This window comes from Micromonospora sp. RTP1Z1, assembly GCF_033804685.1.
Classification (GTDB): domain Bacteria; phylum Actinomycetota; class Actinomycetes; order Mycobacteriales; family Micromonosporaceae; genus Micromonospora.
On the sequence record NZ_JAPFQV010000017.1, the window covers coordinates 66,323 to 88,491 of the forward strand.

At 74.0% G+C, this 22,169-nt stretch carries 22 protein-coding genes; 9 read left to right on the plus strand and 13 right to left on the minus strand.

Translation table 11 applies throughout. The annotated features are described in order from the left end of the window. Nucleotides 1-166 precede the first annotated feature (166 nt). The 4 genes from SLP03_RS11610 to pdxH all read right to left on the minus strand — a co-directional run bounded on the left by SLP03_RS11610 (nt 167) and on the right by pdxH (nt 3,882). On the minus strand, nt 167-769 hold the full coding sequence (locus SLP03_RS11610; RefSeq protein ID WP_319460560.1) for a nitroreductase family protein: 603 nt from the start codon (nt 767-769) through the stop codon (nt 167-169). A gap of 18 nt (nt 770-787) precedes the next feature. Beyond that, entirely contained in the window at nt 788-1,717 is a 930-nt protein-coding gene (locus SLP03_RS11615) for an aldose 1-epimerase family protein (protein WP_319460561.1), read from the minus strand. Between the two features lie 150 nt (nt 1,718-1,867). Continuing rightward, nucleotides 1,868-3,169 carry an MFS transporter gene (locus SLP03_RS11620; RefSeq protein ID WP_319460562.1) on the minus strand — a complete coding sequence of 434 codons (1,302 nt, stop codon included), beginning with the start codon at nt 3,167-3,169 and terminating at the stop codon, nt 1,868-1,870. Beyond that, nucleotides 3,166-3,882: a pyridoxamine 5'-phosphate oxidase gene (pdxH, locus tag SLP03_RS11625; RefSeq protein WP_319460563.1), complete on the minus strand. Its 717-nt coding sequence runs from the start codon at nt 3,880-3,882 to the stop codon at nt 3,166-3,168. Before pdxH ends, SLP03_RS11620 begins: the two co-directional genes overlap by 4 nt. A gap of 187 nt (nt 3,883-4,069) precedes the next feature. Between pdxH and SLP03_RS11630 the strand changes: the two genes are divergently transcribed. The 4 genes from SLP03_RS11630 to SLP03_RS11645 all read left to right on the plus strand — a co-directional run bounded on the left by SLP03_RS11630 (nt 4,070) and on the right by SLP03_RS11645 (nt 8,788). Next, complete coding sequence (locus SLP03_RS11630) at nt 4,070-5,176, plus strand: citrate synthase 2 (RefSeq protein ID WP_319460564.1); 1,107 nt, start codon at nt 4,070-4,072, stop codon at nt 5,174-5,176. Nucleotides 5,177-5,353: 177 nt separating this feature from the next. Beyond that, nucleotides 5,354-6,481, plus strand: coding sequence for a phosphoserine transaminase (gene serC, locus SLP03_RS11635; protein ID WP_319460565.1), 1,128 nt, complete (start codon nt 5,354-5,356; stop codon nt 6,479-6,481). Between the two features lie 187 nt (nt 6,482-6,668). Beyond that, nucleotides 6,669-7,742, plus strand: coding sequence for a septation protein SepH (gene sepH / locus SLP03_RS11640; protein ID WP_319460566.1), 1,074 nt, complete (start codon nt 6,669-6,671; stop codon nt 7,740-7,742). Between the two features lie 59 nt (nt 7,743-7,801). Beyond that, nucleotides 7,802-8,788: an aldo/keto reductase gene (locus SLP03_RS11645; RefSeq protein WP_319460567.1), complete on the plus strand. Its 987-nt coding sequence runs from the start codon at nt 7,802-7,804 to the stop codon at nt 8,786-8,788. Nucleotides 8,789-8,813: 25 nt separating this feature from the next. Here the strand turns inward: SLP03_RS11645 and thpR are convergent, their stop codons facing one another. The 5 genes from thpR to SLP03_RS11670 form a co-directional block, all read right to left on the minus strand. Next, the gene (gene thpR, locus SLP03_RS11650) at nt 8,814-9,392 is read right to left on the minus strand and encodes an RNA 2',3'-cyclic phosphodiesterase (protein WP_319460568.1); all 579 of its coding nucleotides are present in this window, start codon (nt 9,390-9,392) and stop codon (nt 8,814-8,816) included. A gap of 11 nt (nt 9,393-9,403) precedes the next feature. Continuing rightward, a complete protein-coding gene (locus tag SLP03_RS11655) occupies nt 9,404-9,913 on the minus strand; it encodes a hypothetical protein (RefSeq protein ID WP_319460569.1) in 510 nt (169 codons plus the stop codon). A 121-nt stretch (nt 9,914-10,034) separates the two neighbouring features. Beyond that, nucleotides 10,035-11,321 carry an MFS transporter gene (locus SLP03_RS11660; RefSeq protein WP_319460570.1) on the minus strand — a complete coding sequence of 429 codons (1,287 nt, stop codon included), beginning with the start codon at nt 11,319-11,321 and terminating at the stop codon, nt 10,035-10,037. A gap of 69 nt (nt 11,322-11,390) precedes the next feature. Further along, entirely contained in the window at nt 11,391-11,840 is a 450-nt protein-coding gene (locus SLP03_RS11665) for a MarR family transcriptional regulator (protein ID WP_319460571.1), read from the minus strand. A 72-nt stretch (nt 11,841-11,912) separates the two neighbouring features. Then, nucleotides 11,913-13,391, minus strand: coding sequence for an NCS2 family permease (locus SLP03_RS11670; RefSeq protein WP_319460572.1), 1,479 nt, complete (start codon nt 13,389-13,391; stop codon nt 11,913-11,915). 89 nt (nt 13,392-13,480) lie between these two features. Here SLP03_RS11670 and SLP03_RS11675 point away from each other — a divergent pair, with 89 nt between their 5' ends. Next, complete coding sequence (locus SLP03_RS11675; protein ID WP_319460573.1) at nt 13,481-13,738, plus strand: DUF2530 domain-containing protein; 258 nt, start codon at nt 13,481-13,483, stop codon at nt 13,736-13,738. 3 nt (nt 13,739-13,741) lie between these two features. Here SLP03_RS11675 and SLP03_RS11680 read toward each other — a convergent pair whose 3' ends face one another. Continuing rightward, on the minus strand, nt 13,742-14,581 hold the full coding sequence (locus tag SLP03_RS11680) for a DUF3027 domain-containing protein (protein WP_319460585.1): 840 nt from the start codon (nt 14,579-14,581) through the stop codon (nt 13,742-13,744). 87 nt (nt 14,582-14,668) lie between these two features. Between SLP03_RS11680 and SLP03_RS11685 the strand changes: the two genes are divergently transcribed. Beyond that, nucleotides 14,669-16,321 carry an MFS transporter gene (locus SLP03_RS11685; protein ID WP_319460574.1) on the plus strand — a complete coding sequence of 551 codons (1,653 nt, stop codon included), beginning with the start codon at nt 14,669-14,671 and terminating at the stop codon, nt 16,319-16,321. Beyond that, on the plus strand, nt 16,318-16,968 hold the full coding sequence (locus tag SLP03_RS11690; protein ID WP_319460575.1) for a futalosine hydrolase: 651 nt from the start codon (nt 16,318-16,320) through the stop codon (nt 16,966-16,968). The genes SLP03_RS11685 and SLP03_RS11690 overlap by 4 nt, the downstream gene beginning before the upstream one ends. Here the strand turns inward: SLP03_RS11690 and SLP03_RS11695 are convergent. Continuing rightward, nucleotides 16,940-17,824 carry a GNAT family N-acetyltransferase gene (locus SLP03_RS11695; RefSeq protein WP_319460576.1) on the minus strand — a complete coding sequence of 295 codons (885 nt, stop codon included), beginning with the start codon at nt 17,822-17,824 and terminating at the stop codon, nt 16,940-16,942. The genes SLP03_RS11690 and SLP03_RS11695 overlap by 29 nt on opposite strands. A gap of 274 nt (nt 17,825-18,098) precedes the next feature. Here SLP03_RS11695 and SLP03_RS11700 point away from each other — a divergent pair, with 274 nt between their 5' ends. Continuing rightward, nucleotides 18,099-18,929, plus strand: a complete 831-nt coding sequence (locus SLP03_RS11700; protein ID WP_319460577.1) for a 1,4-dihydroxy-6-naphthoate synthase — start codon at nt 18,099-18,101, stop codon at nt 18,927-18,929. On the opposite strand, the gene SLP03_RS11705 is transcribed toward SLP03_RS11700, so the two are convergent. Together SLP03_RS11705 and SLP03_RS11710 are read right to left on the minus strand one after the other, a co-directional pair. After that, a complete protein-coding gene (locus SLP03_RS11705) occupies nt 18,890-19,276 on the minus strand; it encodes a cold shock domain-containing protein (RefSeq protein WP_319460578.1) in 387 nt (128 codons plus the stop codon). The genes SLP03_RS11700 and SLP03_RS11705 overlap by 40 nt on opposite strands. A 27-nt stretch (nt 19,277-19,303) precedes the next feature. Beyond that, nucleotides 19,304-19,927 carry an HAD family hydrolase gene (locus SLP03_RS11710; protein WP_319460579.1) on the minus strand — a complete coding sequence of 208 codons (624 nt, stop codon included), beginning with the start codon at nt 19,925-19,927 and terminating at the stop codon, nt 19,304-19,306. Between the two features lie 83 nt (nt 19,928-20,010). Between SLP03_RS11710 and SLP03_RS11715 the strand changes: the two genes are divergently transcribed. Continuing rightward, a partial coding sequence (locus SLP03_RS11715) for a helicase-associated domain-containing protein (protein WP_319460580.1) occupies nt 20,011-22,169 on the plus strand: 2,159 nt, incomplete at its 3' end.

Here is a 22,169-nt window from a genome sequence, read left to right on the forward strand (position 1 = left end):
TCCCCCTGGCCCGGCCCGCCCCCGGCACCACGCCGGTCGACGGCGTGGCACCGCGCGGCGTGGCGCTGATGTCCGTGCCAGCCTAGCCGCCCTCGCCACACCGCGTTTTGCTCCCTCATGTCGGTTTCGCTACGACCTGTACCGTCGCTCGGCGGGACGAATCGGCTCAACTCCACCGACCCCGGCGAACCACCTCACCGACCGGGCGGCGGCCCCGGCGCAGCGACGGCGACCGGTGGTCGACCGCCCGGTAACCCACCGTCACCGCGCCGATCGGCTGGTACTCCTCGGGCACCCCGAACGCCTCCCGATAGCTGTCGAGCCGCTCCGGCGGGATGCCGAAGAAGCACGCGCCCAGCCCCTCGTCCACCGCGGTGAGCAGCATCAGCAGGGCGGCGAAGCCGGTGTCGACGTACCAGTAGGGCACCGGCCAGCGCTCGGTCGAGCGGTCCGCCCAGCCCTTGTCCGACTCGGCGTACCGCTCCAGGTACGCCGACCGGTTCGCGTGCGGCACCACGATCAACGGCGCCCGGCGCATCCCGGCCAGCCAGCGCTCCCGGCCGCCGCCGCCCGGGGTGGCCGCCGTCCAGAACCGTTCCCGGTCCTCCGGCGTCTCCAGCACCAGGAAGCCCCAACCCTGCGCGAAGCCGGCCGACGGCGCCCGCACCGCGTGGTCCAGCAGCCGGTCCACCACGTCGGGCGGGACCGGACGGTCCGGGTCGTAGTTGCGCACCATCCGGCGACGCCGGACCACCTCGGCGAACTCCATGCCGCTCCCCCGCGCCGCTCAGGCGCCGGGCCGGACGCCCCAGGCGCCCCGCCAGGTCTGGCCGGGCGCCAGCACGATGACGTCCTTGCCGGAGCGGAACGCGTCCGCCGGGCAGGTCATCGGCTCGACCGCGACCGAACGGCGGTGCCGCTCCCCGCTGAGGGTGTCCCCGGTGAAGACCTGCCACCAGCCGAACTCCCGGTCCGCCCAGACGTGCACCGCGGCCGAGCCGTCCGGCGCGGCGAGGGTCACCGCCGAGCCTCCGTCGTCGTCCCGGACGATGTCGCCGAAGGCCACGTCCAGCACCGCGGCGCCGATCGCGCGGGGCTCGGTGAAGTCGTACTCGGTGCCGGCGACCGCGGTGGCGCCGATCGGCAGCAGCCGGCCGTCCAACAACACTCGAATCCGCCCCGGCACCCGCAGCGTCAGCTCGTCCACCGCGACCCCGGGCAGCCGCAGGTAGGGGTGCAGGGAGTAGCCGAACGGGCAGGCCTCCCCGCCGAGGTTGGTGGCCTCCTGCTCCACCCGCAGCCCGTCCGGCCCCACGCTCCACCGGGTACGCAGCCGCAGCGGCCACGGGTAACCCGGGCTCGGCGGCAGGTCGTAGCCGACCGTCACCGCCTCCGCGGACTGCTCGACCAGCTGCCAGGAGACCCAGTTGACCAGACCGTGCATGGCGTTGTGCCGGGCCGGCTCGCTGACGTCGAGCTGCAACGACCGCTCGCCGAAGGTGTACGCCCCGTCCCGGACCCGGTTCGGCCAGGGCGCCAGCACCTGCCCGGCCGAGCCGGGGCAGAGCTCGTCCGCCTCGTACCCGTCGACGTAGTCCACCCCGTCGTGCCGGTACGCCCGCAGCCCACCGCCCACCTCGACGATCACCGCTTCGTGGCCGCCGGCGGCAATGGTCCACTGTGCACCGGACGGTGACCGGTTCGCGGCATTCTCCATTCCGGCGACCTTAGTCGGTCGGCCCCGGCCCGCGCTGGACCCGGCGACCGTCGTCCCAGCCGGCGGCGGGTCGACGCGGCCCGGCCGACCACGGGAGGCGATGCCCGGGGGCGCGCCGCGCGGACACCCGCGCCGCCGGGCCGGCCCGGATCAGTCCCGGTCGGTGCCCGCCGTGGCGGCGGCCCGGTACCGGACCAGGGCCGGGAAGACCACCGCCAGCAGCACCGCCAGGGCGGCCGAGGCGAGCCCGCCGCCGACCCAGGCGACGCCGGTGCCGAAGCCGGCGGCCACCCCGCCGGCCCGCAGGTCGCCCAGGCGCGGACCGCCGGCGATCACCACCGTGTTCACGCCCTGGAGCCGGCCGCGCATCCGGTCCGGCGCGTACACCAGCAGCATCGACTGCCGCAGCACCGCGCTGACCAGGTCCGCCGCGCCGGCCACCGCGAGCAGGACCACCATCAGCCAGAGCTGGTCGGCCAACCCGGCGGCCGCGACGGCGAGGCCCCAGCCGACCACCGCCAGCACCAGCACCAGTCCCTGCCGGCGCAGCCGCCCGATCCAGCCGGAGGTGAGGCCGCCGAGCATCGACCCGATGGCGATCGCGCTGTAGAGCCACCCGACGGCCGCACCGCTGCCGAACCGCTCCAGCGCCACCTCGGGGAAGAGCGCCCGGGGCATGGCCAGGACCATCGCGATCAGGTCGATGGCGAAGGAGAGCAGCAGCACCGGCGTGGTGCTCAGGTAGCGGAGCCCGTCGACGATGCTGGCCAGTCCCGCCCGGCGGGGCGAGCCGTCGCCGTCCGGGTCCGGCTCGGGCGGCAGGGCCGGCATCCGGACCGTCGCCCAGACTGCGGCGGTGAAGAGGAGCATGTCCAGGCCGTACGCGATCGGCAGCGCGACGCCGGTCGCCCAGGTCGCGAAGATCAGCCCGGCGACGAGCGGGCCGACGACCGACGCGGCGGTGTAGGTGGTGAAGTTCAGCGTGCTGGCGGCGGGCACCAGCTCCGCCGGCACGAGCCGGGGGATGCTCGCGGTGCGGGCCGCCCCGCTGATCGCGAACCCCGCCGACTGCAGCGCCACCAGGGCCAGCAGCAGCACCGGGCTGCCCACCCGGAACACGGCCTGGAGCAGCAGCGCCACCATCGACGCCCAGAGCACCGCCTGGCTGACGAGCAGCACGGCGCGCCGGTCGCGGGCGTCGGCGGCCGCGCCACCCCAGAGCCCGAACACCAGCAGGGGCAGGAACCCGGCCACCCCGAGCAGTCCGACCCAGAACGAGTCCCGGGTCAGCGTGTACATCTGCACCGGCACCGCCACCGCCGTGAACTGGAAGCCGAGCATGGCGATGCTGCCGCCGAGCCAGACCCGCCGGTACGCGGGCACCCGCAACGGGCGCAGGTCGATCGCCCAGCGGCGCGCCCCGCGCGGCCGGGCCTCCTTGACCCCGGTCACGGCGCCAGCCGCTCGATGATCCAGTCGCCGCCGTCGGTACGCCGGAACCGCAGCCGGTCGTGCAGCCGGCTGCCCCGCCCCTGCCAGAACTCGACCGACCCGGGGCGGACCCGCAGCCCACCCCAGTGCGGTGGCGCCGGGATCCGCTCGACCTCGGCGAACCGCTCGGCCACCGCCTCGTACGCGTCGTCCAGCGCCGCCCGGTCGGGGACCACCCGGGACTGAGCGCTCGCCCACGCCCCGAGCTGCGAGCCGCGCGGCCGGCTGGCGAAATACGCCTCGGTCTCCGCCCGGTCGACCCGTGCCACCTGCCCGGTGACGACCACCTGGCGCTGCATCGGGAACCACGGGAAGACCAGGCTGACCCACGGGTTGGCGGTCGCCTCGACGCCCTTGCGGGAGTCGTAGTTGGTGTAGAAGACGAAGCCCTCCGGGTCGTACCCCTTCAGCAGGACGGTGCGACCGCTGGGGCGCCCGGCGGCGTCGGCGGTGGCGACGACCATCGCGTTCGGTTCGGGGAGCGGGAACGCGACCGCGTCGGCGAACCAGCGGCCGAACTGGGTGTGCCAGTCCGGTGCCAGGTCGGCCTCGGAAAGGCCCTGGTCGGCGGCGTACTCGTTACGCATGGCCGCCGGGACCACTGTGTCGCCCGTCACGTTCCTCTTCCCCCTCGCCGGGCCGCCCACGTCCCGGAGACGCTGGCCAGACCCCATCGCCCAGTCTGGCCGAGGGCGTGAGCTTGTCCACCGGCGGGGATGTCACGTGCGGCACAGTCGCAGCGGGTCGCGCACTCGGTTACCCAGCAGGCAAGATGGCACGAACACCATCCCTGAGGGTCGCCTAAGGTGCGGGGCCGGATGGGCCCGCTCGGGCGCACCGAGCCGGAAGCCAGGAGACGACATGTCCGACTTCAAACCGGGCCTGGAGGGCGTAGTCGCCTTCGAGACCGAGATCGCCGAACCGGACCGCGCGGGCGGCGCGCTGCGCTATCGCGGCGTCGACATCGAGGATCTGATCGGTCAGGTCTCCTTCGGCAACGTCTGGGCGCTGCTGGTCGACGGGCGCTTCGGCCCGGGCCTGCCACCCGCCGAGCCGTTCCCGGTGCCGGTGCACTCCGGCGACATCCGGGTCGACGTGCAGTCCGCCGTCGCCATGCTCGCCCCGTACTGGGGGCTCAGCCAGCTGCTGGACATCTCCGACGAGCAGGCCCGCGAGGATCTCGCCCGGGTGTCGGTGACCGCGCTCTCCTTCGTCGCCCAGTCCGCCCGCGGCCTGGGCCTGCCGGCGGTGCCGCAGAAGGAGATCGACAAGGCGGGGACGATCGTCGAGCGGTTCATGAAGCGCTGGCGGGGTGAGCCCGACCCGCGGCACGTCAAGGCCGTCGACGCGTACTTCATCTCGGCCGCCGAGCACGGCCTGAACGCCTCCACGTTCACCGCCCGGATCGTCGCCTCCACCGGCGCCGACGCCGCGGCCTGCATCTCCTCCGGCATCGGGGCCCTCTCGGGCCCGCTGCACGGCGGCGCGCCGTCCCGGGTGCTCACCATGCTGGAGGCCGTCGAGCGCAGCGGCGACGCCGAGGGGTACGTCAAGGGCGTCCTGGACCGCGGCGAGCGGCTGATGGGCTTCGGCCACCGGGTCTACCGGGCCGAGGACCCGCGCGCCCGCGTGCTGCGGCGCACCGCCAAGGAGCTGGGCGCGCCGCGCTTCGAGGTCGCCGAGGCGCTGGAGAAGGCCGCCCTGGCCGAGCTCCAGGCCCGCCGCCCGGACCGGGTGCTCGCCACCAACGTCGAGTTCTGGTCGGCCGTCGTGCTGGACTTCGCCGAGGTGCCGGCGCACATGTTCACCTCGATGTTCACCTGCGCCCGAATGGGCGGCTGGTCCGCGCACATCCTGGAGCAGAAGCACCTCCAGCGCCTGGTCCGCCCGTCGGCCCGCTACGTCGGCCCGGGCAGCCGCAAGCCGCAGCAGGTCGAGGGCTGGGACGCCATCCCGCACGGCGCCTGAGCCGCGTACCCGCCGAGGGGCCCCGTCCACGTGGACGGGGCCCCTCGCCCGTCCTGTGGCGGATGCCTCACCCCGCCGGATGGGACAAGCCGCCGGGTGACCCACCCCGGGTGCGAGGATGAAGGCCGGCAGTGTCGCCGGGCCCGCTCTCGCCCTTGCGGAAGGATCTCGACCACCGTGGCTGACGCACCGACCATCCGGATTCCCGACGACCTCAAGCCCGCCGACGGGCGGTTCGGCTGCGGGCCGTCCAAGGTCCGTCCAGCGGCGGTGTCCGCACTTGCCGACGTGGCCACCAGCTACCTGGGCACGTCGCACCGGCAGAAGACCGTCCGCGACCAGGTGGCCCGGCTGCGCCGGGGCATCGCCGAGTTCTTCTCCCTGCCCGAGGGGTACGAGGTGGTGATCGGCAACGGCGGCACCACCGCCTTCTGGGAGGTCGCCGCCTTCGGTCTGGTCCGGGACCGGGCCCAGTTCGCCAGCTTCGGCGAGTTCGGCGCCAAGTTCGCCAAGTCGGTCAAGGATGCCCCGTTCCTGGGCGAGCCGACCGTCCGCAAGGCCGAGCCGGGCACCGCGCCGACCCTGGTCGCCGAGGCGGGGGTGGACGTCTACGCCACCCCGCACAACGAGACCTCCACCGGCGTGGCGGTGCCGATCGGCCGGGTGGCGGGCGCCGACGAGGGCTCGCTGCTGCTGGTCGACGCCACCTCCGGCGCCGGCGGCCTCGAGGTCAACGTCGGCGACACCGACGTCTACTACTTCGCCCCGCAGAAGTGCTTCGGCTCGGACGGCGGCCTCTGGCTGGCCCTGATGTCGCCGGCCGCGCTGGAGCGGGCCGGTGAGATCAAGGGGTCGGGCCGCTACATCCCGGCCTTCCTCGACCTGGTCACCGCGATCGACAACTCGCGGCTGGAGCAGACGTACAACACGCCCGCGCTGGCCACCATCTTCCTGGCGGCCGAGCAGACCGACTGGATGAACTCGCAGGGCGGTCTCTCCTGGGCGGCCAAGCGGACCGCCGAGAGCGCCGGCATCGTGTACGGCTGGGCCGAGCGTTCGGCCGTGGCCACCCCGTTCGTGGCCGACCCGGCGCTGCGCTCCAAGGTGGTCGCCACCATCGACTTCGCCGACGGGGTGGACGCCGCGGCGATCGCCAGGGCGCTGCGCGCCAACGGCATCGTGGACACCGAGCCGTACCGGAAGCTGGGCCGCAACCAGCTCCGGATCGCGCTCTTCCCGGCCGTCGAACCGGCCGATGTGGAGGCGCTGACCGCCTCCATCGACTACGTGGTGGAACGGCTCTAACAAGCCGTCACGGTGGGTGGTCGTCGGGCCTTCGGCGGCCACCCACCGTGATCATCGCCCCAGCTCAGTCGCGACATGCCGAGTGTCGCATCCCCCACCTGCGGGTCGATGAGCGTACGGTGGTGCGAGACGCCCGGGTGGCCGGCTCGTGGCGTGACGGCCAGGGAAGCGGGACGGAGGCAACGCCATGCGCCCAGTACGCTTCGTCGCCATCTCCGAGGACGGCCAGGCTCTGGTGCTGGCCGACGAGGTCGGTCGCCTGCTCGCCCTCCCCATCGACGAACGCGTCGCCACGGTGCTGCACACCGAGCCCGGTGCGACCCCCCTCGCGGTGGTGCCGACCGCCGCCGACCCGATGCCGTCGCTGTCCCCCCGGGACATCCAGGCCAAGATCCGCTCCGGCGAGTCCGCCGAGGACGTCGCCCGGATCGCCGGCGTACCGGTCGACCGCGTCCTGCGCTACGCCGGCCCGGTGCTCCAGGAGCGGGCCATGCTCGCCCAGCACGCCCGGCGCACCCGGCTCAAGGGCGCGGAGAAGCCCACCCCGCTGACCGAGGTGGTCAACGGCCGGTTGGCCCAGCACGGGATCGACACCGAGAAGATCTCCTGGGACGCGTACCGCCGCGACGACGGCACCTGGCGGATCATCGCCACCTGGCCGTCGGGCAAGGCCACCGCGCAGGCGGTCTGGGATCTCGACAAGCTCCGGCAGAACGTCACGCCGCACGACGACATGGCGCAGTACCTGTGCGCCGAGCGACCCACGCCGATCCTCGGCCAGGAGCCGGCGCCGGAGCGGGGCGGCCACACGCTGCCCGGCCCGTCGCGCGGCGAGCCCAGCCGGGGCGGCCACGGCCTGCCGTCGGCGGGCGAGCACGCCCGTCCGGGTCGCGACCCGATCCGGGCCGGGCGGGACGCGCTGCTCGCCTCGCTGGACCGGCCGCTCGGCTCGACCTCCGGGCGCGGGCTCGACCCGCGTTCGCCGGCCGCCCAGGACGCACCCCGGCAGCGGGCAGTCGGCGGTGGCGCCGCGGCCCTGCTCGGCGGCGGTCAGGGCTCGGCGTTCGACGACGACTCGGACGCGCCGAAGGAGATCCCGGCCGTGCCGTCGCTGGCGGTGCTCCGGCCGCGCCGGACGGGCGGCGCGGCGGCCGCCGGTGGCGGCGAGTCGACGGACGCCAACGGCAAGCCGCGCAAGCGGCTCCCGAGCTGGGACGACGTCCTGTTCGGCACCGGCCCGGCGGCCCGCGAGTCCTCCTGATCCATCGGGCACCCTGGTAACGCGATGCACTCGAAGTGCGCGCGTGCCAGGGTGGACCCATGGAGTACACGAACCTGGGACGCACCGGTCTTTCGGTGAGCCGGCTCTGCCTCGGCACCATGAACTTCGGGCCGCAGACCACCGAGCCGGACAGCTTCGCCATCATGGACCGGGCGCTGGAACACGGAATCAACTTCTTCGACACCGCGAACGTCTACGGCTGGCAGCTCGGTGAGGGCCTCACCGAGCAGATCATCGGCCGCTGGTTGGCCCAGGGCGGCGGACGCCGCGACAAGGTCGTCCTGGCCACCAAGGTCTACGGCAAGATGAGCGACTGGCCCAACGACCAGGGCCTCTCCGCCCGGCACATCATCCGGGCCTGCGAGGAGTCACTGCGCCGGTTGCAGGCCGACACCATCGACCTGTACCAGATGCACCACATCTCCCGCACCACGCCGTGGGAGGAGATCTGGCAGGCGATGGAGACCCTGGTCGCCCAGGGCAAGGTCATCTACGTCGGATCGTCCAACTTCGCCGGCTGGCACATCGCCCAGGCGCAGGCGGCGGCGGGCCGGCGCAACTTCCTCGGCCTCGTCTCCGAGCAGTGCATCTACAACCTGATGACCCGGCACGTCGAGCTGGAGGTGGTCCCCGCCGCCCAGCACCATGGGCTGGGCATCATCCCCTGGTCGCCGCTGCACGGCGGGCTGCTCGCCGGGGTGCTGCGGAAGATGGCGGAGGGCGGTGCCGCGCGCGGCACCAGCGGCCGCGCCGGCGACGCGCTCGCCGAGCACCGGCCCACCGTTGAGGCGTACGAGAAGCTTTGCGCGGACCTGGGCCACGACCCGGCGGACGTGGCGCTGGCCTGGCTGCTCTCCCGCCCCGGGGTGACCGCCCCGATCATCGGTCCGCGCACGCTCGACCAACTCGACTGCACCCTCGGCGCCCTCGAGGTCGACCTTGACGAGGGAACGCTGAAGCGCCTCGACGAACTCTTCCCCCCGCTCGGCAACGGCGGCCCCGGCCCCGAGGCCTGGGCCTGGTAACACCCCCGTCCCTCCTTAGGGGAGGTCAGAGGGGCCAGGCGGCGAGGCGGTCGTACGTCGGGCGGGGGCCCGGGTGGCTGCGGACCAGGATCAGCTCGGTCGCCGGCCACTCCGGTCCCAGGTAGCCGGCCAGGGTCTCCCGGTCGGCGAGCACGTCGGCACGGTCGATCCGGTCGCCGGGGCGGGCGATGGTGAGGTGCGCGCGGAACGGCTTCTCGTCGTGCGGCAGCCCGGCCCGACGCAGCCCGAACCGGACCAGCCGGGCCAGCGTCGCCAGCGCCTCGACGTCACCCCGGACGTCCACCCAGAGCACGGTGAACCGGCCCCGCCCGAAGCTGCCCCCGCCGCCGAGGCGCAGCCGGGGGGAGCTGTCCCGCCCGTTCCGGAACGTCTCGGCGGCCAGGCCGAGCGCGCTCTCCGCCTCGACCAGCCGACCTTCCTCGACGTCGCCGAGAAAGGCGAGGGTGAGGTGGGAATGGGCCGGGTCCGCCAGCCGGACGTTGGTGCCGGCGGCGGAGGCGACGCCCACCCGGAGCCGGGCCACCCGGGCGGTCAGGTCGTCGACCGCCGGCCGGGACGGACAGATCGCAACGAAGAGCCGCACCGGGAGCCCGTTCAGCGGTGCCGCTGGCGGTGCCCGGCGCGGGCGGTGGGCAGGGCGACCCCGGCGGCGTGCAGCAGGCCCTCCACCCGGACCCGTTCGATCTCCCGGTCCACGCCCTCCAGCTCGGCCAGGTGTTCGGGGATGCCCAGCGCCCGGCAGGCGGCCCGCAGGCGCTCGTCGTACGCGTCGATGACCGCGCCGTGCCAGACCACCGAGCGGCCGGCGGCGGCGAGCCGGTGCCCACCGAGGCGGCGCAGGTCGGCGGCGATCTGTTCCAACGGGCGCCGGCCGTCCCGGTCGAACTCGGTCAGGTCGATGTCGCGGGTGAGCGCGTCCGCCTCGATGGCGCGGTCCAACTTGGCGATGGTGCGTCGTTCACGACGCTGGTCCCGCCACTCGGCCCACCGGCAGGCCACCCGGTCGATGATCTCGTCGGCGCAGAAGAGCAGCGCGAAGGCGGCGGGCAGGCAGCAGACGGCGAGAATCGCCAGCATCAGCAGCAGACCCCGCCCGACTCCCACACATCGACGCTAAGCCCCCGGTGTGACCGCCCGCCACCCGATTGCCGGTATCCGGACGCGAATGATGCGGAAAGACCGGCCCCCGCGCCGGGAACCGGTCTTTTCAGGGCGATCGCCGGCGTCACTCGGCAGTGGGCGACACCACGTAGAAGCGCGGCATGGGCAGCACCCGCATCCGGAGCCGGGCACCGGAGTGGCGCAGCTGCCAGGCGAGCGCGACCAGGGCCGCGGCCAGCGAGATCAGGCCGCCGATCCAGATGCTCGCCCCGGCGCCGTAGGTCTCGGCCACCCAGCCGATCACCGGCGCACCCACCGGGTTGGTGCCCAGGAACACCAGCACCCAGAGCGCCATGACCCGGCCGCGGAAGGCGGCGTCGACACCGAGCTGGACCCGCTGGTTGGCGGCCTGGGCGAAGAAGACCATGAAGAAGCCGGTCGGCATCAGCAGCGTCACCACCAGCCAGTACGCCGGGGCGAGCCCGACCAGGGTGCCGAAGCTGGCGCAGCCGATCGCCGCACCGAGCACCAGCCAGATCGAGGGGCGGCTGCGCCGCCCGGTGCCGGCCAGCGCCCCGACCAGCGCGCCGACCGCGAGCGCGGTGCTGAACAGGCCGAACGAGGCCGCGCCGGTGTTGAAGACGGTCTTGGCCAGCGCGGCGAGGGTGAGCTGGAAGTTGAACAGGGTCATGCCGACCACGGACATCAGGGCCATCGGCAGCAGCAGGTCGGCACGGCGCGAGACGTAGCGCAGCCCGTCGATCACCTTCGCCTGGTCGCGCTCGCCGACCGGCGGGAGGTCCTTGCGGTGCAGCTCGGCCGGGCGCATCCGAACCACGTTGACCAGCGGGGCGATCGAGCTGAGCGCGGTGAAGAGGAAGACCGGGCCGACGTCGAAGGCGGCGATGGCCAGGCCGGCGACGGCCGGGCCGATGATCCTCGCCGAGTTGAAGGTGGCCGCGTTGAGCGAGAGCGCGTTCGGCAGCAGCGGCATGCCGACCAGCTCGGAGACGAAGGCCTGCCGGACCGGGGTCTCCACCGCGTTGGCCACGCCGAGCAGGGCGGCGAACGTGAAGACGTGCCAGAGCTGCACCAGGTCGGTGAGTACCAGAAGGCTCATCCCCAGCGCCAGCACGGTCCAGAACGCGTTGGCGACGAAGAGCAGCAGCCGCTTGTCGTACCGGTCGGCGAGGCGGCCGGAGAGCAGGGTGAGCAGCAGCACGGGGGTGAACTGGAGCGCGGTGACCACGCCGAGTGCGGTGGCCGAGTTGTCGGAGAGCTCGAGGACGAGCCAGTCCTGGGCGATGAACATCATCCAGACGCCGATCAGTTTGATCAGCTGTCCGGTGGTGAAGAGTCGGTAGTTACGGACTCGTAGGGACTGGAACATCGTGCTCAGCTTCGCCTGCACTCTTGGTGCGCCTCCTCGTGGTCGTACGCGTCATCCAGCGTGGACGGCGCGGACCGTGGGGCGGTCGAGTCAGGCGCGAGCGAGCTGCTGGAGGATCTCGGCGGCCCGCCGCAGCGTGTCGCGTTCGTCCTCCGTCAGCGCGGCCAGGCGGCTGGCCAGCCACTCGTCACGGACCCGTTCGAACTGGTCGAGCACGGCCCGTCCCCCCTCGGTCGGCGCCAGGATGACCTGTCGGCCGTCGGTCGGATGGGGGGTGCGCTGCACGAGGCCGCGCTCCTCCAACTTCGCGACGATCTTGGTCATCGTCGGCGGCTGCACCCGTTCGACATCGGCCAGTTCCCGCGGCGTCAGCGCGCCCGCCAGCTTGAGGCTGGTGAGCGCGGAGAGCTGGGTGACCGTGAGGTCGCCGACCGGCCGGGCCTGTCGGACCCGCCGGTTGAGCCGGGTGATCGCATCACGCAGCTGAGGGGCCAGCCGCGCCGGTGGCACGCGTTTCGCCGTCACCGTCCGCTCCGTCACAATCGTTAGCTTAACTAATGAGCCTGGCTAACGACATGGATTATGACCATGCTCACCAGGGGGTTCCATGAGCTACAGCACAACGGACTCGATCGGCCCGCGCAGGAAGTACAGCACGAACAGCGCCGCCACTCCGTACAGCAGGGGGTGGATCTCCCGCGCCTTCCCCCGCGCCAGTTTGACCAGCACGTAGGTGATGACGCCGGCGCCGATGCCGTTCGAGATCGAGTAGGTGAACGGCATCAGCACGATGGTGAGGAACGCCGGGATGGCGATCTCGTAGTCGGTCCAGTCGATGGTCCGCACCGCCGTCATCATCAGGAAGCCGACCACCACCAGCGCCGTCGAGGCGGCCTCGAACGGCACGATCTCCGACAGCGGCGCCAGGAACATCGCCAGCAGGAACAAGCCCCCGGTGACCAGGCTGGCCACGCCGGTCCGGGCGCCCTCCGCGACACCGGCGGCGCTCTCGATGTACGACGTGTTGCTGGAGACGCTGGCCGCGCCGCCCGCGGCCGCGGCGATCGAGTCGACCAGCAGGATCTCCTTCGCCCGCGGCGGGGTCCCCCGCTCGTCGAGCATGTTCCCCTCCTGGCCGATGGCCACCATCGTGCCCATGGTGTCGAAGAAGTCCGTGATCAGCAGGGTGAAGACGAACATCAGCGGGACCAGCCAGCCGACCCGGCTCCAGCTGCCCAGCACGTCGAAGTTGCCGAGCAACGAGAGGTTCGGGACGTCGACGACCTTCTCCGGCAACGTCGGCACGTTCAACGCCCAGCCCTTCGGGTTGGGCCGGCCGTTGACGACGGACGGACCGATGTGACCGATCGCCTCCACGATGATGGCGAGCACCGTGGCGGTCAGGATGCCGATCAGGATCGCGCCGCGTACCCGGCGCACCACCAGCACCAGCGTCAGCAGCAGGCCGATCACGAAGACCAGCGTCGGCCAGCTGATGAGTTTGCCCCCGATGCCCAGGCCGACCGGCACGGTCGTTTTCGCCACGTCCGGCACCCGCCGGACGAAGCCGGCGTCGACGAAACCGATGATGGTCAGGAAGAGCCCGATGCCCACGCCGATCGCGGTCTTCAGCTGGGTCGGCACCGAGCGGAACACCGCGGTACGCAGGCCGGTGAGCACGAGGATGCCGATGAGCACACCCTCGATCACCACCAGACCCATCGCGTCGGCCCAGGTCATCCGCGGCGCGATCTCGAACGCCACCAGCGCGTTCACACCGAGCCCGGCGGCGAGCGCCAACGGAAACCGCGCGACGACGCCCATCAGGATGGTCATCAGGCCGGCGACCAGCGCGGTCGCGGCGGCCAGCGCGGGGATCGAGAGCTTCCGGCCGTCACCGTCGGCCACGCCGCCCAGGATGAGCGGGTTGAGCACCACGATGTACGCCATCGTGAAGAAGGTGGCCAGGCCGCCGCGTACCTCGCGGCCCATCGTCGAGCCCCGGGCGGAGATCTCGAAGAACCGATCGACCGCGTCGCGGGGGTGCGTGGGATCGGGCGGGGTGCCGCCCTCCGGCGGGGCAATGGCCATCAGGTCCTCGCAGGTGATCTACCGTCGGTCGCGCGCGTCGTCCCAGATCACCCGACCGGCGGGAAAGGTCGATCGCGTACCCTTTCCCCGTGCCAGAAGAGCAACCGCCGCGGCCCGAACCGCTCGACCCCCCGATGGTGCCGATCGCCATCGCCGGCCTGGTCGCCTGGGCGGTGGTCGGGCTCGTCCTGCTGATCTTCTGCCGCGGTTGGCTCACCGAGCACGGGCACCAGAACTGGCTCTGGACCTGCCTGGCCGGATTCCTGTGGGGCTTTCCCGGTCTGGCGGTGATGATGCGGCACGACGCCAACCGGCGCCGCCGCCGGGCGGCGGCCCGTCAGGACTGACGCTCAGGAGTGGCCGTACGGCTCCGCCGGCTCGGCGGACTCCACCGAGCCCGGGGCCCGGCTGACCGACATCGCCTCGACCGCGCTGTCGTCGTAGATGGTGGGCAGCTCGTCGACCGGGTTCTCGGCCGCCTCCACCAGCGTCTCCGAGTGGGCGCCGCAGCCGTGGTCGGCGCTCACCACCCGGCCGTCGTCCGGGGCGTAGAAGTTGCCGCAGGCGCCGAAGGCCTGCCGGAGCGCGCCGGCGAGCGGCAGGTAGAACCCGCAGGTGCCGCAGCGGGCGGCGGCCGGCGCGGCCGTCGAGATCGGGGCGGCGGGGCCGTGGTCGCCGTCGTACCAGCGCTGGGCGGCCTCGGAGCGACCCTCCCGGGAGAGCACCCGGGCCCGGCCCAGGCCGAGCTCCCAGGCGGTCTCCTCCACCGCGGGGTCGTCGGAGAGCAGGTAGCCCGGGGCCAGCCGCTCGTCGTCGGCCGGGGTGGGCAGCAGGTCGCCGGGTCCCAGGTCGCCCGGCTTGAGCCGCTCCTGCCAGGGCAGCCAGCCCGGGGCGCGCAGCGCGTCGGGGCCGGGCAGCAGCACGATCTCGCAGACGGTGACGTGGCGGCTGCGCGGCACCCGGGTGACGGTGACCGCCCAGCGCCAGCCGCGGTAGCCGGCCAGCCGGCACTCGAAGTAGTGCGTGACGAACCGCTCGCCCTCGGCGACGGCCTGCAGGTGGTCGCCGACGTCGGCGGGACCCACCTCGGTGATGCCGGCGCGGGCCACCTCGACGGCGGCGGCGCAGACCTGGTCGAGGCGGGCGGCACGGGCGGAGACGGGCCTGGTCACCCTCGCATTGTTCCCTATGCCCGCGGTCGACCGACAGGCACTCCCCGGAGTCGTTCTCACCGGGTGCTGCGGCACACGTGGATCAGATGGGCGAGGATGGTGCACATGCCGCTGTCCTCCCGCTCCGGACGGTCCGTCCTCGGGCGGACCGTCGGCACGGGCATCCGCGCCACCCGCCTGCTGGTCCGCGGCTCGGTCAGCGGCGGACGCTGGATGACCCGCCGGGCCGGGTCGGCGCGGGCGCGCAGCGCCGGCAACGAGGTCGGCATGGTCCGCCTCTTCGACCTGCACGCCCTCTCCTGCGCCGGGGACACCCTGATCGCGATCGGACTGGCCGGGACGATCTTCTTCGAGGTGCCGCTCGGCGAGGCCCGCAACAAGGTCGCGCTCTACCTGCTCGTCACGATGGTGCCGTTCGCCATGCTCGCCCCGGTGGTCGGGCCGCTGCTCGACCACTTCCGGCACGGCCGGCGGTACGCCCTGGCGGCGACCATGCTGGGCCGGGCCTTCCTCGCCTGGTTGATCTCCGACTACATCGGCAGCTTCGGCCTGTACCCGGCCGCGTTCGGCGTGCTCGCCCTCTCCCGCGCGTACGGGGTGGCCCGTTCCGCGGCCGTGCCCCGGCTGCTGCCGGAGGGGATCGGGCTGTCCCAGGTCGGTGCCCGGGCCAGCGTCTACGGCACGGTGGCCGGGGCGCTGGTCGCCCCGATCGGGCTGGCCGCGTTCTGGTTCGGGGCGCAGTGGCCGCTCCGGGTCGCCTCGGTGATCTTCCTGGTCGGCATGGTGATCTCGCTGCGTCTGCCGCCACGCGCCGACTCGGAGCCGCCGGAGCGGGTGCCCCGGCCGCTGCGGGCGCTGCGCCGGCGGGACGGGGAACGGCCGCTGGGCCGGGGCCGACCGGCCGGGCGGCTGGTGATCGCCACGCTGATCGGGGCGGCGGCTCTCCGCGGGCTGTTCGGCTTCCTGCTGCTCTTCCTCGCCTTCGCCATCAAGGCGGGCGACCTGACCACCGACTTCTTCGGCCGCACGTTGGGCGCTCAGGGCGCGCTGGGCCTGGTCGGCGGCGCGCTGGCCGTGGGGAGCTTCCTGGCCACCGCGGTCGGCACCCGCCTGCGCATCCACCGTCCGGCCGCGATCCAGTCCAGCGGCACGATCATCGTGGCCGGCGTCGCGGTCCTCGCCGCACTGAAGTTCTCGCTGCCCATGGTGGCGCTGCTCTGCCTGGTGGCCGCCCTGTTCAGCGGGCTCGCCAAGCTCGCGGTCGACGCGTCGATCCAGGAGCGGATCCCGGAGCGGCTGCGTGCCAGCTCGTTCGCTCACTCGGAGACCGCGCTGATGCTCGCCTTCGTGGCCGGCGGCGGCCTCGGGCTCGTACCCTTCACCGGCCGGATCGGGGTCGCCGTGGCGGCCGGGGTCGCGGCCCTGGTGGCCGCGCGCGGCCTGCTGGTCGCCGGTCGGCTGCGCAATGATCGGCTGATCGGGCGGCCGCTCGGCGACAACGAGCTGGCCGCCGAGCAGACCGGGCAGACCGGGCAGACCGAGCAGACCGAGCCGCTCGGGACCGACGACCCGCAGGCCGGGTTCGCCGATCCCGCACCGACCTCGCCGGCCCCCTCCCATGGCAGGACGCCGGCGTCGGCCGACGACGAGGGTCTCGCGCCGCCGGGCTACCACATCTACCGCCCTTCCTCCTCGGTCGGCGGGCCGGGCGGGGCCGAGGAGGAGAACCGGCGGGAGCCCCGGGGACCGGTCGCGTGAGCGGCCTGCTGGTGGTGACGGCCGTGCCGGCCGAGGCGGAGGCGCTCCGGGCGGGTCTCACGGAGCCCACTGTGACGGTCGTCCCGGTCGGGGTGGGCCCGGCGGTCGCCGGCGCCGCCACCGCCCGGCTGCTCGCGCTGGCCGAGGCGGCCGGGCGGCCGTACCGGGCGGTGGTGAGCGCGGGCATCGCCGGCGGCTTCGCCGGGCGGGTGGCGGTCGGCGGGATCGTGCTGGCGACCCGCAGCGTGGCGGCGGATCTGGGCGCCGAGTCACCGGAGGGGTTCATCCCGGTCGACGAGCTGGGCATGCCGGCGGAGCTGCTGGGGGGCGGTGTAGCCGTCCCCGTCGACCCCGGGCTGCTCGGGGCGCTGCGGACGGCGCTGCCGGCGGCGACGGTCGGCGCGGTGCTCACGGTCAGCACGGTGACGGGCACGGCCGCGAGCACCGCGGCCCTGGCCGACCGGCACCCGGACGCGGTGGCCGAGGCCATGGAGGGGTACGGCGTCGCCGTCGCCGCCACTCAGGCCGCCCTGCCCTTCGCCGAGCTGCGGACGGTGTCGAACCCGATCGGACCGCGGGACCGGGGAGTCTGGCGGATGAAGGAGGCCTTCGCCGCCCTCACCGCGGCGGCCGCCGCCCTGCGCTGACCGGCCCGGCCAGCCGGAGCGCCGAAGGCCGGTGCCACTCGACCTGGAAACCGCAGGCCCTCAGGAAGCCGACGCCGCCGAACTCGGCGACGGCGTGGACGGTGGCGACACCGGCGTGGTCCAGCTCGGCGCGGAGCGCTTCCACCAGCCGGCGCCCGATGCCCAGCAGACGGCATTCGGGGGCGACCAGGACGCCGTCGAGCACGAGCTCCCGCCGGTCACCCAGGTCGTACCCGAGCAGCAGGTCGACACTGCGCTCGTGCGCCCGCAGTTCGCCCACCAGCTCGCCGTCGGGCAGTTCGGCGAGGAACCGCCACGAGGTCGCGGGGAGGCCGCCGCCCGTGAAGCGCCGGACCCGGACCTCCCGTCGGACCCGTTCGCCCCGCCGCCGCCGGTCCCGCTCGCTCCGATCCTGAACGTAGGTCACGGCGGGCAGGGGCGCCGGCCACCGCTGCGGGGGAAGGTCGTGCCACTGCGCCCACCAGGCGCCCGGCCAGTCCCGCGGCTCGCGCACCTCCCGGGCGTCCAGGTGGGCCGGGCAGTGCCGGCCGGCCGCGTCCCGCAGCTCCTCGTGCGGCACGGCCGGCAGCAAGCGGGCCTCGTCGGCACCTGTCGGGCCCGCCCTGGCGGCCCCGGCGGCCCCGGCGGCGAAGATCATGACGCGGCCGCCAACTGCGCTCACGAGCCGTTCGAGGACGCGGAAGCTCGGGTCGGCCGTCCGGCCCGACTCGATCCGGGCAATCGTCGCCTGCGGCACTCCGGACCGCTGCGCCAGCTGCCGCTGGCTCAGGTCGGCCTGGCGGCGGAGCGCCCGGAGCGTCACACCCAGGTCGGTCCGTGGCTTGAACTCCCTCACACCGCCATGCTCCGACTCGCATCACCCGGTCTTCAACACTCATCGAGGAGCTGTGGAAAAGCCTGTGGAAAACGGCAGACGCTGGGGACGACGATGGGGTGAGGAGCTACTACGAAGCTGATGACATGGATGACTCACCTTGCCCGCCCATGGATTGCCGGCTGGCGACTGCCTGATCCATTCATGTCATCAGTCTCGTAGCGTCTGCCCAGGAGGTGCCGGCCGACGGAGGCCGGGCGGGAGGTCGGGACGGGAGCGGGGCTAACGTGGGGGCGTGGCGCTCTCACTGGCGATCTCGCCCTGCCCCAACGACACGTTCGTCTTCGATGCCCTGGTGCACGGGCGGGTGCCCGGCGCCCCGCCGGTCGAGGTGACCTACGCCGACGTGGACGTCACCAACACGGCCGCCGAACGCGGGGCGTTCGACCTGGTCAAGGTGAGTTACGCGGCGCTGCCGTGGCTGCTGGACGACTACCACCTGCTGCCCTGCGGCGGGGCGCTCGGCCGCGGCTGCGGCCCGCTCGTGCTCACCCGGGGCGACCGGACCGACCTGTCCGGCGCGACGGTGGCGGTGCCCGGCGAGCGGACCACGGCGTACCTGCTCTTCCGGCTCTGGTCGGCGGAGCGGCCGCCGGCGCGGGTCGTGGTGGTGCCGTTCCACGAGATCATGCCCGGCGTCGCCGCCGGCCGGTACGACGCCGGACTGGTGATCCACGAGGCCCGGTTCACCTACCCGCGGCACGGGCTGACCGCCCTGGTCGACCTCGGCGAGTGGTGGGAGGGCGACACCGGCCTGCCGATCCCGCTCGGCGCGATCCTGGCCCGCAAGGGCACGGTCGACCCGGTCGAGGCCGCCGCCTGGATCCGCGAGTCGGTACGCCAGGCGTGGGCCGACCCGGAGGCCAGCCGGGAGTACGTGCTCTCCCACGCGCAGGAGATGGAGCCCGACGTGGTGGACCGGCACATCGGCCTCTACGTCAACGAGTTCACCGCCGACCTGGGAGAGGCCGGCTTCGCCGCCGTCGAGGCGCTGCTCGGCCGGGCCGCCGACGCCGGGCTCGTCCCTCAGACCTCCAGCTCGCGGGCGACCGCGTGGACCAGCTGAGCGATCTTCTGCGCGGCCTTCCGGTCCGGGTAGCGGCCCCGGCGCAGGTCCGGCTGGACCCTCGCCTCCAGCACCTTGATCATGTCCTCCACCAGGCCGTGCAGCTCCTCGGCCGGCCGGCGACGCAGCTCCGCCACGGACGGCGGCGCCTCCAGCAGCTTGACCCCCATCGCCTGAGCGCCCCGACGGCTGTCGACCACGCTGAAGTCGACCCGCTGACCACCCTGCAGGTCGCTCACGCCCGCCGGTAGCGCACCCTTGGGCAGGAACACGTCGCCACCCTCGTCACTGGTGACGAACCCGTATCCCTTGGCCGTGTCGTACCACTTCACTCGACCCGTCGGCACCTGAAACCCCTGCTTCGCTCGAGACGTCTACTGCTCCAAGGCTAGCCCGATGATCCGGTCCAGCGCCGCCGGGAATTCGGTGAGATCCTTCAGCACCAGGTACGCCCCGGCGGCCGCCAGCTCAGCCCGCGAACACGGCCCGGTCGCCACTCCCACGCCCGGGATTCCCGCCGCCTCCGCCGCGGCCATGTCCGCCACGTGGTCCCCCACGTAGAGGGTGGCCCCGTGCTCCCGCAGCGCGGTCGCCTTCTCCTCCGCGAACAGGTCCCCGGCCAACTCGTCGACCGCCAGCCCCAGGTGGTCCAGGTGCAGCTTCGCCAACCGGCCGATCTTCGAGGTCACCACCATGACCCGGCCGCCGCGGGCGTGCACCGCCCCGATCGCCGCCTCCGCGCCGGGCATCGGCAGGGTCGGCGTGATCGCGTACGCCGGGTAGAGCTTCCGGTACTCGACCACCGCCTCCGCCACCCGCTCCGGCGGGAACCAGCGGGCGATCTCGGTACGCAGTGGCGGGCCCAGCCGGGACACCGCCGCGTCGGCGTCCACGTACACGCCGGTCCGCGCGGTCAGGGCCCGGTAGGCCGCCGCGATGCCGGGACGCGAGTCGACCAGGGTCATGTCGAGGTCGAATCCGACCATCAGAGGAGGCATGTCGAGAACGTACCCGCCCAACCCCGGCGAGCCGGACGTCCGACGGGCGGGACGGCCCCCGGCCGGGCTAGCGTGGAACGACGATGACCACCTCACTCGCCGACCAGCTGCGGACGCTCCCCGACGAATCCCTCGCCGCCCTGCTCCAACTGCGGCCGGACCTCGTCGTGCCGGTGCCGGCCGACGTCTCCGCCCTGGCCATCCGCGCCCAGTCCCGGGTCTCCGTGGCCCGCGCCCTCGACGGGCTGGACCAGTTCACCCTCCAGATCCTGGACGCCGCCCGGCTCACCCGCGATCCCGACTCCGGCGGCACCGCTGCCGAGGCGATCCTGGCGATGGCCACCGCCGGCGCGCACCCGCCCGCCCCGACCGCCGTACGCGCCGCGGTGAGCAAGCTCCGCGCGCTCTTCCTGCTGTACGGCCCGGAGCACGACCTGCACGTGGTGGCCGGCGTCGACGAGGTCTCCCCGTACCCGGCGGGGCTGGGCCGACCCGCGGCGGAGCTGGACCCGCGGACGGCGGCTCTCTGCGCGGACCCGGCGAAGCTGCGGCGGACGCTGCTCGCCGCACCCCCCTCCGCACGGGCGATCCTCGACCGGCTCGCCGCCGGGCCCCCGGTCGGCAGCGTGCCACCGGGCGCGCTGCAGGCGCCCGCGGTCGGCGCGGAGGACAGCCTCCCCCCGGACGTCACCAACGGCGGCGCGCCGACCGGCTCACCGGTGCGCTGGCTGGTGGACCACCGACTGCTCGTGCGGGTGTCGGGCGGCAAGGGCGGCTCCGGCACGGTCGAACTCCCCCGCGAGGTGGGACTGCTGCTGCGCCGGGACACCGGTCCGCTCGGCCCGCTGCGCACCAGCCCACCCCGGGTGTCCAGCCCGCCGCGCGAGCCGAAGGCCGTCGACTCCGCCGGGGCCGGGCAGACCATGGAGGTGGTACGCCACACCGAGGCGCTGCTGGAGGCGCTCGCCGCCGAACCGGCCCCGGTGCTCCGCTCCGGCGGCATCGGCGTCCGTGACCTGCGCCGGCTGGCCCGGGGACTCGGCCTGGACGACCCGACCACCGCGTTGCTGTTCGAGGTGGCGTACGCGGCCGGGCTGATCGGGGAACTCGACCTGACCGGCAGCGCCACCACCCGGTACGGCGGCGACCAGCAGGTCCTGCCCACCGGCGGATACGAGGTGTGGCGGGCCGGTTCGCTCGCGCAGCGCTGGGAGCAGCTGGCCCGGGCCTGGCTCACCATGACCCGGCAGGTGGGCCTGGTCGGTCAGCGGGACGACCGGGACCGGCCGATCTCGGTGCTTTCCGCCGAGGCGGAACGGGCCGGCGCGCCGGCCGCCCGCCGGACCGTGCTCGGGGTGGTGGCTGACCTGGAACCGGCGACCGCGCCGACCCCGGACGAGGTGCTGGAGCTGCTGGACTGGCGGGCGCCCCGGCGCGCCCGGGGCCGGGAGGCCGCGCACCGGGAGGTACTGAGCGAGGCGGCCCAGCTCGGCGTGACCGGGCTCGGCGCGCTCACCTCGTACGGGCGGCTGCTGCTGGCCGACGTGGCCGAGGCCGACGAGCGGGGCGCCGACGACCCGCTCGGGCTGCGCTCCGACGCCGAGTCGGGCGAGCCGTCGACCGCGGTCCGGGCGCTGGACGCCCTGCTCCCCGCCCCGATCGACCACTTCCTGGTGCAGGCCGACCTGACCGTGGTGGTGCCCGGCCCGCCCGACCCGGCGCTCGCCGGTGAGCTGGAGGTGGTGGCCGAGCGCGAGTCGGCGGGCGGGGCCAGCGTGTACCGGGTCACCACGGCCAGCGTCCGGCGCGCCCTGGACGCCGGCTACTCCGCCGACGACCTGCACGCGCTGTTCCGGCGCCGGTCGCGGACCCCGGTGCCGCAGGGGTTGACCTACCTGGTGGACGACGTGGCCCGTAAGCACGGCGGGCTGCGGGTCGGCTCCGCCGGGGGCTACGTCCGCAGCGACGACGAGGCGCTGCTCAGTGAGGTGCTGGCCGACCGGCGGCTGGAGCCGCTGGCGTTCCGCCGGCTGGCCCCGACGGTGCTCTCCACCCCGTACCAGGTGGGGCGGATGCTGATCGCGCTGCGTGACGCCGGCTACGCACCGGTGCCGGAGGTCGCCAGCGGCGCGGCGGTGCTGGCCCGGCCGAAGACCCGGCGGGCGCCGGCCCGGGTGCCGGTGTCGACCCGGACCCGCGACCCGCTGGCGGCCCCCAAAATTCCCCAGCCCCCGCTGCACGG